This window comes from Kocuria sp. HMSC066H03 (assembly GCF_001812045.1).
GTDB classification, from domain to species: domain Bacteria; phylum Actinomycetota; class Actinomycetes; order Actinomycetales; family Micrococcaceae; genus Kocuria; species Kocuria rhizophila.
Window position 1 is genome coordinate 146,828 of record NZ_KV807503.1, and the last position, 15,360, is coordinate 162,187.

Genomic DNA, 15,360 nt, shown 5'->3' on the forward strand with positions numbered 1-15,360 from the left:
GAGCCCTCGCTCGCCGTCGGTTCTGAACCGCCGCAGACGTCCCGCCCGCGGTTGGGCCCGGGACGGGCCGGACGCTCCGCGCTGATGGACGACGCCGCCCGCCCGCTCCGGCGCGCGGGCGGCGTCGTGCGGTGTCAGCGGCGAGAGCCGCCGAACAGGGAGGGCGGCCACCACGTGGCCCGGAACCGCTGCCCGCGGGAGGCCCGGTGGCGGAACTCGTCCCGGATCCTCGCAAGGTCCTCCGGGGTGGCCCGGGGGCTCCACGAGGGGTCCGGTGCGCCGTAGCTCGCGCTCTCCAGGTCCGCCACCACGCGGTCCACGGACGGCTGCGCCGCAGGGATCCCCGCCGCGAGCCGGCCGGCCCGCGCCCGCGGGGTGTCCGAGACCCGGGAGGCCGCGCCGTGGTCCACGGCGAGTGCCCGGAACTCGTCCCACGCGGCGTTCGCCCGGCGCTGCGGGGTCAGCGAGGTGTCCTGCATCGCCCGGACCCGTGCCCGCCGACGCCGCCCGCGCAGCCACCGGGGCAGCGCCGCGAGCACGAGCAGCAGCGGGACCGCGATCGCGGCCGCGACGGCCCACCACGGCAGCGGCAGCCCTGCCGGCTGCTGCTCCCGCGGGGCGGGCTCGTCCGTGGCGCCGCTCTGATCGGGCTGCGGTGAGGCGGGCCCACTGGGCTGGTCGCTGGGAGCCTCGCTCGTGCTGGGCTCGGGCTGCGACGCGTCCGGCGCGGGGGAGGTGGCGGCGTCGCCCTGGTCCTGGGGGGTCTCCGGTGCCCAGCCGGGTGTGCTCGGGACGCCGGGGGTCGGCTCGAAGCGCACCCACCCCACGTTCTCGAAGTACAGCTCGGGCCAGGCGTGGGCGTCCCCGGTGCCCACCGCGAACGAGGTGCCGCCGTCCGCGGTGGCGGCCGTGGGGAGATAGCCCACGGCCACCCGGGCGGGGATTCCGACCTCGCGGGCCATCAGGGCCATGGCGGGAGCGAAGTGCCCCGAGTAGCCCGTGCGGGTGGACATGAACGTGTCCATGGAGCTCATCCCGCCGGCGTCGTAGCCCTGGGCCAGGGGAGCGTTGACGTCGTGCTGGAAGTCCCGGCGCAGGTGGTTCTGCAGCGCCAGGGCGCGGTCGTAGTCCGTGCCCGCTCCCTCCGTGAACTGCCGGGCGGCGTCCGAGAGGGACTGCGGACGGTCCGAGGGCAGCTTGAGGTACTCGGTCATCGTGGGGTCCGCAGACGCCGGTGGTGCCTGGCGCAGGGTCTCGGGGGTGGGCCGCGGCTGCACCGAGGTCACGGTGCAGCTCGCACCGGACATCCCGGTGGCCGCGCTGTGCACGGTGAGGTCCTGCGGGTTCCACGCCCATCCGTCCTCGCCCAGCCCGGCGATCTCTGCCGGGGCGTAGGGGGCGGGCAGCCAGTGCTCGTCGTAGTCCTCGAACGTGACCTTGGTGGTCACCTCCGTGCCGCCGGGCACGGCCTCGCGAGCCGCGCCGCCGAGCGCGGAGAGGTTCTCGTCCAGGCCGTCCGTGTCCGGGAACCACTCGTCCTGGGAGAAGTCCGAGAGGGTCAGCAGGCGCATGTACTGCGCCTGGCCGTCCGAGGTGGTGTAGCTGAAGCGCTGGGCGTCCTCCGCCGAGCGCAGGTCCTGGCCCACGGCGCGCAGCGGCCCCACGCCCGACGCGCGCCCGGACGTCAGCGAGCTGCCCTGGGGGAACGCCCCGTTGAAGAACCCCGGCATCACCGAGGGCACGAGCAGCACGACCGCGAGCACCCCCGCGACCACGAGCAGGGCGCGCGGCAGGCCACCCGGTGCCGGGGCGATCCGGCGGTCGCGGGTGGCACCCCAGATCCGGGATCCGGCCAGCAGGGCGAGCGCGGCGAGGGCGGCGGCCGCCAGGCCGAGCGTGCTGACACTGCCGGGCAGGGTCAGGGCGGGCACCAGCTGCAGCGTGAGGATTCCCACGCACGCCAGCCCCGCCATGCGCAGGCCCACCAGAACGGTCTCCATGAACACCGTGACCAGGCCCACCAGGGCGCACAGCACGAAGGACAGCCCCGGATCCTCGCCGTAGGGGGCGGCGTCGCGGGCCACGAAGTCACCCGAGGACTGCCAGAGCGAGGACGCCGCGGAGAAGGTCTCCCCGGTGGGCACGAACCCCAGCAGCGCGTGCTCGCCCAGGTGCACCACGGTCAGGGCGAGCAGCAGGGCCGCGAGGCCCAGCACGGTGACGAGCACCGAGGGCAGCCGCAGCCAGCGGGCGGCACCGGTCACCAGCAGCACGGTGACCACGGTGGCCGCCACGGGCAGCACCCACCACGTGCCGCTCAGGGCGTCGGCAAGGCCCACGCACCCCAGGGCGGTGCTCACGAGCAGCAGCAGCGACAGCTCCGGCACCCGCAGCCGGGGCGTCGCGCCCGGCCCACCGGTCGAGGTGGTGCGGGCCCCGCCAGCACGACGACTCCGCGGAGCGCCCCCCGCAGGGCCGGTACCGGCGCGGGCGTCGTCGTGGCGTGGTGCCCCGGCTGCGCCGTGCGGGGTGGGCGCACCGGGTGCGTTGTCCGCCGGGTGCGGCGTGCGGTCCCACGGCGTGCGGCGGGACGAAGGATCGGGGGAGCTCATGCGGTGGTCCTTCGGGGGGTGCGGCGCATCATCTCGTCCATGCCCAGCTGGGTGGTTCCCGGGGCGGGAGGACGGGGGGCCATCAGGGTGCCGCCGCCGCGCAGGGCCAGCCAGGCGGCGTCGACGTCGGTCCAGCAGCTCACGAGGACCACGGACCAGCCCGCGGCCTCGAACACGGCCGCGCCGGCGGGGCGGTTCAGCGGCGGGTCCACCACCATGACCACCGAGTTCGCCGGGCAGCCCGCGGTGGCCTGCACGTAGCGGCGGGCGGCCGCCTCGGACAGCCGGCCCGTGAAGAGCATCACGGGGTGGCTGAGTCCCTCGCGGTCGAGGCGCGCGGTCAAGGGGTCGTGCGCCGCCTCCGGCTCGGGGCGGGGCACGGGCGCCACCCGTGCCAGCCCGTGGACCACCTCGGTGGCCGTGGTGTCCGTGACCGCGGTGTCCCGCAGCTCGGCGCTCTCCGCGTCACCGCGCGGCAGGGCGCGGCCCTGGTCGTCCAGGGCGTGGACCACGGTCTCGCGGCGGGTCAGGTGCTCCAGCACGGAGGCGGTCGCGCGCACGGCCCACTCGAACTCCTCGGTGGACTCCAGGACCCCGGCCCGCACCGTGGCGCCGGGCCAGTGCGGCGCCACGCAGTCCAGGACCAGGACAGCCCGGCGCGTGCTGCGCGGATCCTCCTGGCGCACCATCAGCTCACCGTGCCTGGCCGACGCCGCCCAGTGCACCCGGCGCATCGGGTCACCGTGGCGGTACTCGCGCGTGGTCACGTTGTCCGGCCCCGGCTGGGGCTGCGCGCGGCGGGACGGATCGTTGCCCGTCTCCGGGACGATGGAGGCCCCGTGCTCGCTGAGGGGCTCGGGATCGGGCGCCACGTGCAGGGACGTGCGCTCGGCGACGTCCAGCAGCTCGGTCACCACCCCGAACGGATCGCTCACGCGCACCGTGGCGGGGCCCAGCTCGTGAACCCCCCGACGTCGCGGGCGCACCGTGTACGTCACGGGCGCGCCGGACACCGGGACCGAGAAGTCCTGGTCCGCGCCCAGCAGCGGGTCCACCGTCTCGTGGACGTCCACGGCGGCGCGCTCCGAGGAGGTGGACCCCGGGGTGCGCGCACGGGAGCCGAAGGCGGAGCGGCGTCGGATCCTCAGGGCCACCAGGGCGGCGTCGCCGAGCGTGACCAGGGCAGGGTCCACCGAGCGCTTGAGCAGCACCCGGGGCTTGACGAGCCACATGGCGAGCGAGGCCAGCAGCGGGACGCCGCCCAGGAAGAGGGACAGCGCCAGCACGTCCTTGCGTCCGAGCCACGTGGCCGCCGCGAGGCACAGCACCGCCGCGACCAGGAAGCACCACCCGCGCGGCGTGAACTTGGCGCGCGAGTCCACGCGAGAGGTGGTGGCCCTCATCGGGTCTGCGGGGCGTCTTCGGTGGGGACGCGGACGTCGTCGAGGATGCCGCGAACGATCTCCTGGGTGCTGTCCGCACCCGAGCGGCGCTCCAGGATGAGGCGGTGGGCGAGAACCGGAACCGTCACGTCCTTGACGTCGTCCGGCAGCACGTGGTTCCGACCCGCCAGGGCGGCGTGCGCGCGGGCGGCCGCCTGCAGCTGCAGGGCGGCGCGGGGGCTCGCCCCCAGGCGCAGGTGGGGGTGGGAGCGTGTGGCCTGGCACAGCGCCACGATGTAGCGGCGCACCGCGGTGGACACGTGCAGGGACGCCACGTGCTGCACGAGCAGGCGGGCTTGGTCCACGTCCAGCACGGGCTCCAGCCCGGCCAGGGGAGAGCCGGCACCGTGGTCCGAGAGCATGGCGACCTCCGCGTCCGCGTCCGGGTAGCCCATGGAGATCCGCGCCGTGAAACGGTCCCGCTGGGCCTCCGGCAGCGGGAACGTGCCGTCCATCTCCACGGGGTTCTGCGTGGCCACCACCATGAACGGGGACTGCAGCCGGTACGTGGTGCCGTCCGCGGTGACCTGACCCTCCGCCATGGCCTCCAGCAGGGCGGACTGGGTCTTGGCGGAGGCGCGGTTGATCTCGTCCCCGATCACGATGTTCGCGAACACCGGGCCCGGCTTGAACTCGAACTCCCGGCGCACCTGGTCGTAGACCGACACGCCGGTGATGTCCGTGGGCAGCAGGTCGGGTGTGAACTGGATGCGGCTCACCGAACCGCCGATCGCCCCCGCCAGCGTGCGCGCGAGCATGGTCTTGCCCACGCCCGGAACGTCCTCCACCAGCAGGTGGCCCCCGGCCAGCAGCACCGTCAGTGCGGTGCGGGTCTCGGCGGGCTTGCCGTCGATGACCGCGTTCATGCGGTCCAGGACGGCCTGGGTGTGGGCGGCGAAGTGTTCCATGTGTCCTCGTCTCACGGGCATGGGGGGCGGGGGTGGTCCGGGGACCATGTTCTCAGGAATTGCGCGGGTCCGCGCGCATTGCGGCCGCACCCCTGTCCGGGTCCGTGGGCGGCGCGCGGACCCGGGCGGCGCGGATCGGCGCGGGCGGGCCGGGCGGCGTCGTCGCCTATCGTGGAGCCGTGATCGAGACAGCCCTGACCGAGTCCCTGTGGCCGCACGGCGAGCGCCCCGCCCCCGTTCCCGGTGAGACCCCCGCCGCCTACGACCCCGAGCGGTACGCGCTGGCGGCCGGCGCCCCGAACGGGGAGGGCACCGAGCGGCGTGCGGACACCGACGTCCACGGGCAGAAGCGCAACCTCCGATTCCCTGCGCTGCCGGAGCCCCTGCCGCACCCCGTGGTGGACAACCACACCCACCTGGACATGCAGGACGGGCTGGTGCGCGTGTCCGTGGCGGACGCCGTGGCCACCGCGCGGGACGCCTCCGTGGCCGGCGTGGTGCAGGCCGGGTGCGACGTGAAGTCCTCGCGGTTCGCGGCGGCGGCGGCCCAGGCGGTGCCCGGTGTGCTCGCGGCCGTGGCGCTGCACCCCAACGAGGCACCTCAGCTGGCGCGCCGCGGTGAGCTGGAGGCGGCGCTGCGGGAGATCGACGCGCTCGCGGCGCAGGACCGGGTGAGCGCGGTCGGGGAGACCGGGATGGACCGGGTGCACACCCCGGAGGAGGGGCTGGCGGCGCAGGAGGAGTCGTTCCGCGCCCACATCGAGCTGGCGAAACGCCACAACCTGGCGATGCAGATCCACGACCGCGAGGCCCACGAGGACGTCCTGCGCATCCTGCAGGACGCCGGGGCCCCGGAACGCACGGTGTTCCACTGCTTCTCCGGGGACGCGGAGCTCGCGCGGGTGTGCAACCAGAACGGCTGGTACATGTCCTTCGCCGGGACCGTGACGTTCAAGAACGCCAAGGCGCTGCAAGAGGCCCTGCGGGTCGCGGATCCCGCGCTCGTGCTGTGCGAGACGGACGCCCCGTTCCTCACACCCCACCCGTTCCGGGGCCGGCCCAACGCGCCGTACATGGTGAACCACACGGTGCGCGGGATGGCGCAGCTGCTGGACGCGGAGCTGGAGACCCTGTGCCGCCGGATCTGGGACAACGCGCGGACGGTGTACGGGCAGTTCTGAGGAGCGGCCCGCGCCCGGTGACGCGTGGGGAGAGGTTCTGCCGTGGTTGTCGCAGCAATCCGGGGCAGAACCTCTCCTCAGGCGCCGAGCCCGCGCGGGTGGCCGGTGGGCCCGTGAGTCCGCCCGAGCCCGCGTTCCAGCCACTGCAACCAGGCGGCGCGTCGTCGGGGGTCCCGGAGGTCGTCGTACACGAGGACCCTCACGGCCCAGCCCAGGTCCCGGAGCACCTCGAGCCGGTGCATCTCGTCCTTGTACGCCGCGAAGTCCGTGGTGTGCACCCGGCCGTTGAACTCGAGGGCGAGCTTCGGCTCGCGCCACGCGGTGTCCAGGTAGCGCGTCCCGTACGGGGTACGGACCTCCACGTTCATCTCCGGGGCTGGCAGACCCGAGGCGACCACGATCAGCCGCAGCAGCGTCTCCATGGGGGACCACGTGTTCGCCGCGGTGCGCCCCAGGGCCACTCGCACGGCCCGCACGCCGCCGGAGTGCGGAGGCATCAGGTCCAGTGCGCGGCGGAGGACGTCCGGGGTGCAGGTCACGGGTTGGAACCACGGCGGCTCGGAGCAGCCCTCCGGGGTCCACACGCTCTGGGATCCTGGCGTGATGGGAGCGGCGCCCCGCTTCTCCGAGCGCGGTGGGGCGGAAGACATCGGCGCTCCCTGCGGGGTGGAGCGCCCGTGAACAGGGAGACCCGGTGCCGGTTGCTCCTGGGCAGCGGGGAGCACCCGGGTCACGGATCCCGCGCTGAGGAGCGCGTCCAGCGTGGCGGTGATGGCCCAGCTCTCCATCATGGGCGCCGCTGCCACGAGGGCTTCGACCGGGTCCACGAGGGGTGCACCATATGGACCGAGCACCGTGGGGGTCCCGAGCGACCTGCTGATCCGCACGTCCGGCAGGTGGGAGTGGAACCTCGTGACGTCCCACGCGAGATGCACCGTGGACGTCAGATGGTGCCTGAGGTCGTGACCGTGCGGCGGTCGTCGGCCCCGCAGCACGGTACGCACCCAGCTGTGGCCCGCGGGAACCGGAAGCCCGAGCAGCTGCAGTGCCGTGAACCCGGTCAGCCTGAGCGGGGACCTGGCGGAGGAGAGGTGCTCACGCAGCAGCACCGCGCGCTGCACAGCGGTGGGCGGGGATTCGGAGAGGCACCACACTCCCTGCGCGAGCCTGTGGGCACGGGGTGCCGCGCGCAGCCGGTCGCTCCGACCTCCGGCGCGGGCGGTCGTGAGGAGCCGGGGCAGGGGCTGGTTGCGTGTTGGATCGGTGGCCACGACGGCACGCTAGCCACGCCACTTCCGGGCAGAAAGGGAGCGGAGCAGGATGTGGAGCGACCGGCCGCCCCGGGGGCGCAGCGTCCAGGGAGAAGTTCTACCCCGAAGTTTGCAGAAATCCGGGGCAGATCCTCTCCTCAGACCACATCCGGGGGAGCGGAGGTGCCCCGTCCTGCCCGCCCCGTAGGATTGTCCGGTGACCGAGCACAGCGCAGCCGGGCCCCTGCTGGGCCCCGCGGAGATCAGGGAACTCGCCGATCGGGCGGGCATCCGCCCCACCAAGACCCTGGGTCAGAACTTCGTGATCGACCCCAACACCATCCGCCGCATCGTGGCCGCCGCGCACCTCACGCCGGAGGAGCACGTCCTGGAGGTGGGGCCCGGGCTGGGGTCGTTGACGCTGGGGCTGCTGGCGGCGTCGTCGGCGGTCACGGCGGTGGAGATCGACCCGCCGCTCGCACGGCAGCTGCCGGAGACCGTGGCCCGCTTCTTCCCGGACGCCGCACCGCGGCTGAGCGTGGTGCAGGCCGACGCCGCCCGCGTGCGTGAGCTGCCCGGCGGCGCCGAGCCCACGGCGCTCGTGGCCAACCTGCCGTACAACGTGGCCGTGCCCGTGCTGCTGCACATCCTGGAGACCTTCCCGAGCATCCGGCACGGGCTCGTGATGGTCCAGGACGAGGTCGCGGACCGCCTGGCCGCCGGCCCGGGCTCGCGCGTGTACGGCGTCCCGTCGGTGAAGGCCACGTGGTACGCGGAGGTCGGCAAGGCCGGGGTGATCGGGAAGAACGTGTTCTGGCCGGCGCCCAAGATCGCCTCGGGCCTGGTGCGGCTCGATCGCCGTGAGCCGCCCGCCGAGGAGCGCCTGCGGGTGCCCACGTTCGCCGTGGTCGACGCCGCGTTCGCCCAGCGGCGCAAGACGCTGCGGGCGGCGCTGAGCGGCTGGGCCGGCTCCGGTGCGCGCGCGGAGGAGATCCTGCGTGCCGCGGGCGTCGACCCCGCCGAGCGCGGGGAGAAGCTCGGGGTCGCCGACTTCGCGCGCATCGCGGAGGCCGCCAACGCCCTGGCCGCCGACGACGCCCCGCCCACCTCCCTGGCCGAGGCCACCCCCGTGGTGGGACGGGACGAGTCCCCGGGGGACCCGGCATGACCTCGGCACTCCGGCGGGTCACCGCGAGCGCCCCGGCCAAGACCAACCTGCTGCTCCACGTGGGCAGCCCCACCCCGGACGGCTATCACCCGCTCGAGACCCTGTTCGTGGCGGTGGACCTGCGGGAGACGGTCACGGCCACCCTGGATCCGGCCTCCGCCGGGGCGGCTGTCTCGGTCACGGTGGAGCCGGCTCCGGGCAGCGAGTACGCGCGCATGGTCCAGCAGGGTGCGGTCGCGCTGTCCGACATCCCGCTGGACGAGCGGAACCTGGCGGTGCGTGCCGCGCTGGCGGTGTGCGACGCCGTGGACGTCCCCGTTCCGGCACTCGCCCTGCACGTGCGCAAGGCCGTACCCGTGGCCGGCGGCATGGGCGGAGGGTCCGCGGATGCGGCCGCCGCGCTCGTGGCGGTCAACGAGCTCCTGGCGGCGCACCTCGGGACCGCTCCGCTGACACCGGGCGAGCTCTCCCGGCTCGGCGCCCGTCTGGGCGCGGACGTCCCCTTCATGCTCCTCGGTGGCGCGGCACTCGGGCGCGGCACGGGCACCGAGCTGGAACCGGTCCCCACCAGCGCCCAGCTGCACCTGGTCTTCGTCCCGCAGGACCGGGGACTCTCCACTCCCGCGGTGTACCGCCGGTGGGACGCGGCGTACGACCTCACGGCCCACGGCGCACCGGACCCGGTTCCCGCGCAGGCGCTCGCCGCGCTGGACCCGGCGGACCCCGAGGCGCTCGCGTCCCTGGTCCGCAACGACCTCCAGCCGCCGGCCGTGGACCTGCTCCCCGCGCTCGCCGGCGTCCTCGACCACGGCGTGGAGCTCGGGGCGCTCACCGGCTGGGTGTCCGGCTCGGGGCCCACGGTGTGCTTCCTCGCGCGCTCCGCCGACACCGCAGGGCAGCTCGTGCGCGCCTTCTCCCACGAGGGGTGCCGCGCGCTGGCCACGGCGGCACCGGTGCCCGGCGCGCGGGTGGACGCGCGCGGATGAACCCGGCCCCGGGGACGCCCCGGGGCACAATCGGGTCAGCACACGTGCGTCAGCGCGGTTCGACCGGACCGGCGGGCGCGTCCGGCCGGAACGGCCCGGGCGCCGCAGCCGGGTGAGGAGTCAGCATGGCCATCCGTCCGCAGCAGGTCCACCCCGTTCCCCAGCCGCTCGTGGCGGCGCTCGAGTCCCTGCGCCGCGAGCTCGCCATCCCGGACGACTTCCCGCCGGAGGTGCACGACGCCGCCAGGGCGGCCGCCGGCGCACCCCGCCTTCCGGAGACCGACCGCACGGACCTGGACCTCGTGACCATCGACCCCGAGGGGTCGCGTGACCTGGACCAGGCGGTGTTCATCGAGGCCGCCGGGGACGGGTTCACGGTCTGGTACGCGATCGCGGACGTCGCGGCGTTCGTGAGCCCCGGGGATCCCGTGGACGAGGAGGCCCACCGGCGTGGGCAGACACTGTACGCACCGCACCAGCGCACCCCGCTGCACCCGCCCGAGCTCTCGGAGGACGCAGCGAGCCTGCTGCCGGACGGGGTGCGCCCCGCGGTGCTGTGGCGGCTGGGCCTGGACGACCGCGGTGGACTCGTCAGCACCGGCGTGGAGCGTGCGCTGGTGCGCAGCCGGGCGCAGCTGAGCTACCGCGAGGTGCAGGAGCAGCTGGACGCGGGCACCGCCCCGGAGGCCCTGCAGCTGCTGCGGACCGTGGGGCAGCTGCGGGAGGCCGTCGAACGCGCGCGTGGCGGTGTCAGCCTCCGCATCCCGGAGCAGGAGGTGGTGGTGGAGCAGGACGAGTGGCGTGTGGTGCACCGCAGCGCACTGCCGGTGGAGGGCTGGAACGCCCAGATCTCACTGCTGACCGGGATCGCGGCCGCCCGCCTCATGCTCGACGCCGGCGTGGGGCTGCTGCGGGTGCTGCCGCCCGCCACGGACTCCGCCATCCGCAGGCTCCGGGCGGTGGCATCCGCCCTGCAGATCCCGTGGCCCCAGGAGACGTCCTACCCGGAGTTCGTGCGGGGTCTGGACCCGGAGCGGGGAACCCACGCGGCCATGCTCCACGCGTGCACGCTGCTCTTCCGGGGTGCGGGCTACGAGGCGTTCGAGGGGCAGCCGCCCGAGAACAGCGAGCACTCGGCACTGGCCACTCCCTACGCCCACGTCACCGCGCCCCTGCGCCGGCTCGTGGACCGCTACGGCAGCGAGGTGTGCCTGGCGGTCGCGGCGGGCCGCCCGGTGCCGGACTGGGTGCTGGGGGCACTGCCGCAGCTGCCCACCGAGATGGAGACCTCCGGGCGCAGGGCCTCCGCGTACGAGCGCGGGATCGTGAACATGGTGGAGACCCTCGTGCTCTCAGCCTACGTGGGCCAGGAGTTCACGGCCACCGTGGTGGACCTCAAGGAGGACGGTTCGCGCGGGACCATCGTGATCCGGGAACCGGCCGTGGAAGCGAGCCTCAAGGCTCCCGGTCTGCGCCTGGGCAGCGAGATCCGGGTGCGACTGCTCAGCGCGGACGTGGCGGCCGGCCGCAGCGAGTTCGAACCGGTGACGGGTTCCGCCTCCCGCTGATCCGTCACACCCCGGGCCTACAGTGGGAGGGACCGCACAACGCACCAGGAGGCTGACATGTCCGTCGTGAAGATCAACGCCATCGAGGTTCCCGAGGGTTCCGGGCCGGAGCTGGAGGCCCGCTTCGCCGCGCGGAAGCACTCGGTGGACGGGGAACCCGGGTTCGAGGGCTTCCAGCTGCTGCGCCCCGTGGCGGGGGAGAACCGCTACTTCGTGGTGACCACGTGGGCCACCCAGGAGGACTTCGAGGCATGGCGGGACGGCAACGCGAAGGCCGCCCACGCGGGCGGTCCGGGCGGCGCCCGCAAGCCCGTGGCCACCGGCGCCTCTCTGCTCGAGTTCGAGGTCGTGGACCTGAACGCCGAGGGCTGAGCCTGCCCCGGACCGGAGCGACATTCCGCCACCGCCACCCACTTCCAACCGAGGAGCACTCCATGACCGACACCGTTGCCGGGATCGCCGTTCCGGACACCGCCCTGACCCGTGACGTGACCGAGTACATCCGGGACACCGAGGACGACCTGCTCTACCACCACTCCCGCCGCGTCTACTTCTTCGGGGCGCTGCTCGGACAGGCCCAGGAGCTGAGCGTGGACCACGAGCTGCTGTACGCGGGCGCCATGTTCCACGACCGCGGTCTCACCGAGGACCACAAGGACTCCACCCTGCGCTTCGAGGTGGACGGCGCCAACGAGGTGTTCGAGTTCCTCATGGAGCGCGGCGCGTCCCGGGAGCGCGCGCACACCGCGTGGCTGGGCATCTCGCTGCACACCACCCCGGGGATCCCCGAGTTCATGGCACCCGAGGTCGCGCTGGTGAGTGCCGGCGTGGAAACGGACGTGCTGGGCATGCACTTCGACCAGGTCACGGACGCCCAGCGCCGGGCAGTGGTGGAGGCCCACCCCCGTCCGGACTTCAAGAACCGCATCCTCACGGCGTTCCACCACGGGATGGAGCACCGCCCGGGCTCCACGTTCGGCACCATGAACGCCGATGTCCTGGCGCACTTCGACCCCTCCTTCGAGCGTGACGACTTCGTGGAGATCATCAGGACCAACGACTGGAGCGAGTGAGACCGCCACGCTCCCGGCCCGTGCGGCCCCGACCGGACACCCGGTCGGGGCCGCATTTTCCTGTGTGCCGCTCGTGCGTCATAATGAGAACGATTATCAGAAAGCGGTGAGGTGTGCGCCGTCGTCCGCGGTGGCACGGCTCCCGCGCGCGGCGGGCACGGGCAGCCCCGCCGCACAACCAAGAGGGAGGCGAGCGTGGACCCCGTCGACGTGATGGCAGTGGTGGGCGCGTGCGCCCCGGAACGGGCGCGATTCGCGCGGGAGACCGCCCGGCGCACCGGACGCATGCTCGTGTCCGCCCAGCGGGTGGGGGCGTCCCCGGAACCGGTGGCGGAGGCCATGTCCCTGCTCCCGTGGTGCTCCCGGCCCCAGGGTGCGGTCGTGGAGTTCCCCGAGTGCACGGACGTGACGGAGGTGATCGGCGCGAGCGCCGCTGCGGACTCCGGTGTGGTGCTCACCGGGGTGCTGTGCGTGGTGGACGCCGCCCACCTGCTCGCGGACCTGCACCGGGAGGACTGCGTGATCCACCCCGCCCTGCCACACACGCGGCCGCGCCACACCGCCCGCGCCCTGCTCAGTGTCATGTGCGTGGAGTTCGCGTCCGCGGTGGTGCTGGTCAACTGGGAACCGCTGACCACGCCGGAGCTCTCCACGGTGTTGGCGCTCGTGAACCACCTGGGCCCGCGAGCCCGCCTGCGCCTGCACCACGGCGAGCGGGATCCGTGGCTGAGGGAGATCGCCGCGTCCGCCACGCGCTACGACGTCACCCAGGAGCGCTCCGGGTGGGTGACCCTGCTCAACCGCGAGCACGATCCGTACATGACGGACCCGCGGGTCACGGCGCTGCACTACGAGAACGTCCGGCCGCTGCATCCCGGGCGTCTTGCCCGGCTGCTGGACCGGCGGATCGAGTCGGGGGAGTTCGGCACGGTGGTGCGCTCGGCGGGGTTCTGCCGTCTGGCCACGCGCTCGCACGTGATCGCGCGGTGGAACCACGTGGGACGGATGATCTGCCTGTCGCCCCTGGCGAGCGACGCGCACGTGGCGGAGGGGGAGGAGCTGCTCGCCCTCGGTCAGGACCTCGGGATCATCGGCCTGGACCTGGACGTCCCGGCCCTGCGCGAGGCGCTGGACGACGCCGCGCTCACGGACGAGGAGCTCGCGGCCGGTCCCGGTGCGTGGGCCGCGTTCGAGGACCCCTTCCCGGTCTGGCCCACCCTGAGCGACCGCTCGGGCTGACGGTCCCGGCGGGCTGCTCGCCGGCTACTCGAGGGCCTCGCCGAGTTCGAGCCACCGCAGCTCGAGCTCGTCGACCTGCTCCTGCAGCTGCGACTTCTGCGCCGCGAGCCTGCCCAGGCCCTCGAAGTCGGAGGGGTCCGCCGCGGCCATCGTGTCGTCCAGCGCCGCCACCTCGCTCTGCAGCTTCTGCAGCTTGCGCTCGACGGCGCCCAGCTCCTTCTGCGCGGCCCTCGCCTCGGCGCCGCCCAGGGCGGGTTTGCCCGTGGGCCGGGACGCGGCGGCGTCGTCCACGGCGGCGGTGGAGGACGGTCCGGCGGCGAGCGGGTTGGAGGCGCCCGAGGACCCCGCGGCGGAGCCCGAGGCCGCCGCGGAGGACAGCTTCAGGTACTCGTCCACCCCGCCGGGCAGGTGCCGGAAGCGGCCGTCCACCACCGCGTACTGCTGGTCGGTGACGCGCTCCAGCAGGTAGCGGTCGTGCGAGACCACCAGCAGCGTGCCGGGCCACGTGTCCAGGAGGTCCTCCATGGCGGCGAGCATGTCGGTGTCCAGGTCGTTGGAGGGCTCGTCCAGGATCAGCACGTTGGGCTCGTCCAGCAGGATGAGCAGCAGCTGCAGGCGCCGCTTCTGCCCACCGGAGAGGTCCTTGACCGGGGTCTTGAGCTGCGCGGAGGTGAAGCCCAGCCGTTCGAGCAGCTGCGTGGGCGTCATCTCCTTGCCGCCGGTCACGTACGAGGTCTTCTTCTGGGCCACCACGTCCGAGACGCGGTCGTCCGCGACGTCCTTCAGCTCGTCCAGCTGCTGCGTGAGCGTGGCGATCTTGACGGTCTTCCCCCGCTTGACCCGTCCCGTGGTGGGCTGCACGTCCCCGGTGACCAGGCCCAGCAGGGTGGACTTGCCCGCCCCGTTGACGCCCAGGATGCCCGTGCGCTCGCCGGGGGCGATGAGCCACGTGACGTCCTCGAGCACGCGGGTGGTGCCGGAGCCGTCCGGGGCGGGGAAGAAGACCGAGACGCCCTCGATGTCCACCACGTCCTTGCCCAGCCGGGACACGGCCATCCGGGACAGGGAGACGGTGTCCCGGGGCGGCGGCACGTCCTCGATCAGGGTGTTCGCGGCCTCGATGCGGAACTTCGGCTTGGACGTGCGCGCCGGTGCTCCGCGGCGCAGCCACGCGAGCTCCTTGCGCATGAGGTTCTGCCGCTTCTGCTCCACCACGGCGGCCTGGCGGTCCCGCTCCACGCGCTGCAGCACGTACGCGGCGTACCCGCCCTCGAAGGGTTCGACGACGCGGTCGTGCACCTCCCAGGTGTCCGTGCAGACCGCGTCCAGGAACCAGCGGTCGTGGGTCACCACGGCCAGGGCGCCGGAGTTGCGTGACCACCGGCTGTTCAGGTGCTTGGCGAGCCACGTGATGCCGTCCACGTCCAGGTGGTTGGTGGGCTCGTCCAGGAAGATCACGTCCCAGTCCCCGGTGAGCAGGCTCGCGAGCGCCACCCGGCGCCGCTGACCTCCGGAGAGCTGGCCCACGGGGGTGTCCCAGTCCACGTCCGAGACCAGTCCGGACACCACGTCGCGCACCTTGGGGTCCGCGGCCCACACGTAGTCGGGGACGTCCCCGACCACGGCGTGGCCCACGGTCTGGTCCGGGTCCAGCGTGTCTGCCTGGTCCAGCATGCCCACCGTGGTCCCGGAGCGCACGGTCACGCGCCCGGAGTCGGGCGCGATTCGCCCGGCCAGCAGCCGCATGAGGGTGGACTTGCCGTCCCCGTTGCGACCGACGATGCCGATCCGGTCACCCTCGTCGATCCCCACGCTCACCGCGTCGAACACGGTCTTGGTGGGGTACTCGAGGTGCAGGTTTTCTCCGCCGATCAGATGAGCCACCCGCCAAGGATACAAGCGGGCGGCGGGCTCCCCGGGCGCCGTCGTGACC

At 73.8% G+C, this 15,360-nt stretch carries 12 protein-coding genes; 7 read left to right on the forward strand and 5 right to left on the reverse strand.

Annotated features, from left to right (window positions below; all coding sequences use genetic code 11):
- Window positions 1-134 precede the first annotated feature (134 nt).
- From HMPREF2833_RS00635 to HMPREF2833_RS00645, 3 genes are read right to left on the reverse strand one after another with little or no spacing between them, the layout of a single operon-like run.
- Window positions 135-2,612 (reverse strand): transglutaminase TgpA family protein, encoded by a 2,478-nt coding sequence (locus HMPREF2833_RS00635; RefSeq protein WP_244246126.1) that lies wholly within the window; start codon window positions 2,610-2,612, stop codon window positions 135-137.
- The gene (locus HMPREF2833_RS00640; RefSeq protein WP_019310153.1) at window positions 2,609-3,994 is read right to left on the reverse strand and encodes a DUF58 domain-containing protein; all 1,386 of its coding nucleotides are present in this window, start codon (window positions 3,992-3,994) and stop codon (window positions 2,609-2,611) included. The genes HMPREF2833_RS00635 and HMPREF2833_RS00640 overlap by 4 nt, the downstream gene beginning before the upstream one ends.
- Before the next feature lie 17 nt (window positions 3,995-4,011).
- Window positions 4,012-4,962, reverse strand: a complete 951-nt coding sequence (locus HMPREF2833_RS00645) for an AAA family ATPase (protein ID WP_019310152.1) — start codon at window positions 4,960-4,962, stop codon at window positions 4,012-4,014.
- A gap of 179 nt (window positions 4,963-5,141) precedes the next feature.
- On the opposite strand from HMPREF2833_RS00645, the gene HMPREF2833_RS00650 reads away from it, so the two are divergent.
- Window positions 5,142-6,143, forward strand: a complete 1,002-nt coding sequence (locus HMPREF2833_RS00650; RefSeq protein ID WP_070636220.1) for a TatD family hydrolase — start codon at window positions 5,142-5,144, stop codon at window positions 6,141-6,143.
- Between the two features lie 77 nt (window positions 6,144-6,220).
- On the opposite strand, the gene HMPREF2833_RS00655 is transcribed toward HMPREF2833_RS00650, so the two are convergent.
- On the reverse strand, window positions 6,221-7,414 hold the full coding sequence (locus HMPREF2833_RS00655) for a hypothetical protein (protein ID WP_141564913.1): 1,194 nt from the start codon (window positions 7,412-7,414) through the stop codon (window positions 6,221-6,223).
- 196 nt (window positions 7,415-7,610) lie between these two features.
- Here HMPREF2833_RS00655 and rsmA point away from each other — a divergent pair, with 196 nt between their 5' ends.
- The 6 genes from rsmA (at window position 7,611) to HMPREF2833_RS00685 (ending at window position 13,427) form a co-directional block, all read left to right on the forward strand.
- Window positions 7,611-8,561, forward strand: coding sequence for a 16S rRNA (adenine(1518)-N(6)/adenine(1519)-N(6))-dimethyltransferase RsmA (gene rsmA, locus HMPREF2833_RS00660; RefSeq protein WP_019310150.1), 951 nt, complete (start codon window positions 7,611-7,613; stop codon window positions 8,559-8,561).
- On the forward strand, window positions 8,558-9,547 hold the full coding sequence (locus HMPREF2833_RS00665; protein WP_070636222.1) for a 4-(cytidine 5'-diphospho)-2-C-methyl-D-erythritol kinase: 990 nt from the start codon (window positions 8,558-8,560) through the stop codon (window positions 9,545-9,547). The genes rsmA and HMPREF2833_RS00665 overlap by 4 nt, the downstream gene beginning before the upstream one ends.
- Window positions 9,548-9,672: 125 nt before the next feature.
- Window positions 9,673-11,115, forward strand: coding sequence for an RNB domain-containing ribonuclease (locus HMPREF2833_RS00670; protein ID WP_070636224.1), 1,443 nt, complete (start codon window positions 9,673-9,675; stop codon window positions 11,113-11,115).
- 57 nt (window positions 11,116-11,172) lie between these two features.
- Window positions 11,173-11,487, forward strand: a complete 315-nt coding sequence (locus HMPREF2833_RS00675; protein WP_019310144.1) for an antibiotic biosynthesis monooxygenase family protein — start codon at window positions 11,173-11,175, stop codon at window positions 11,485-11,487.
- 62 nt (window positions 11,488-11,549) lie between these two features.
- Window positions 11,550-12,188, forward strand: coding sequence for an HD domain-containing protein (locus HMPREF2833_RS00680; protein ID WP_070636226.1), 639 nt, complete (start codon window positions 11,550-11,552; stop codon window positions 12,186-12,188).
- Between the two features lie 195 nt (window positions 12,189-12,383).
- Complete coding sequence (locus HMPREF2833_RS00685) at window positions 12,384-13,427, forward strand: GTP-binding protein (protein WP_101888483.1); 1,044 nt, start codon at window positions 12,384-12,386, stop codon at window positions 13,425-13,427.
- A gap of 24 nt (window positions 13,428-13,451) precedes the next feature.
- Here HMPREF2833_RS00685 and HMPREF2833_RS00690 read toward each other — a convergent pair whose 3' ends face one another.
- The gene (locus HMPREF2833_RS00690; RefSeq protein ID WP_039102237.1) at window positions 13,452-15,311 is read right to left on the reverse strand and encodes an ABC-F family ATP-binding cassette domain-containing protein; all 1,860 of its coding nucleotides are present in this window, start codon (window positions 15,309-15,311) and stop codon (window positions 13,452-13,454) included.
- Window positions 15,312-15,360: the final 49 nt, after the last annotated feature.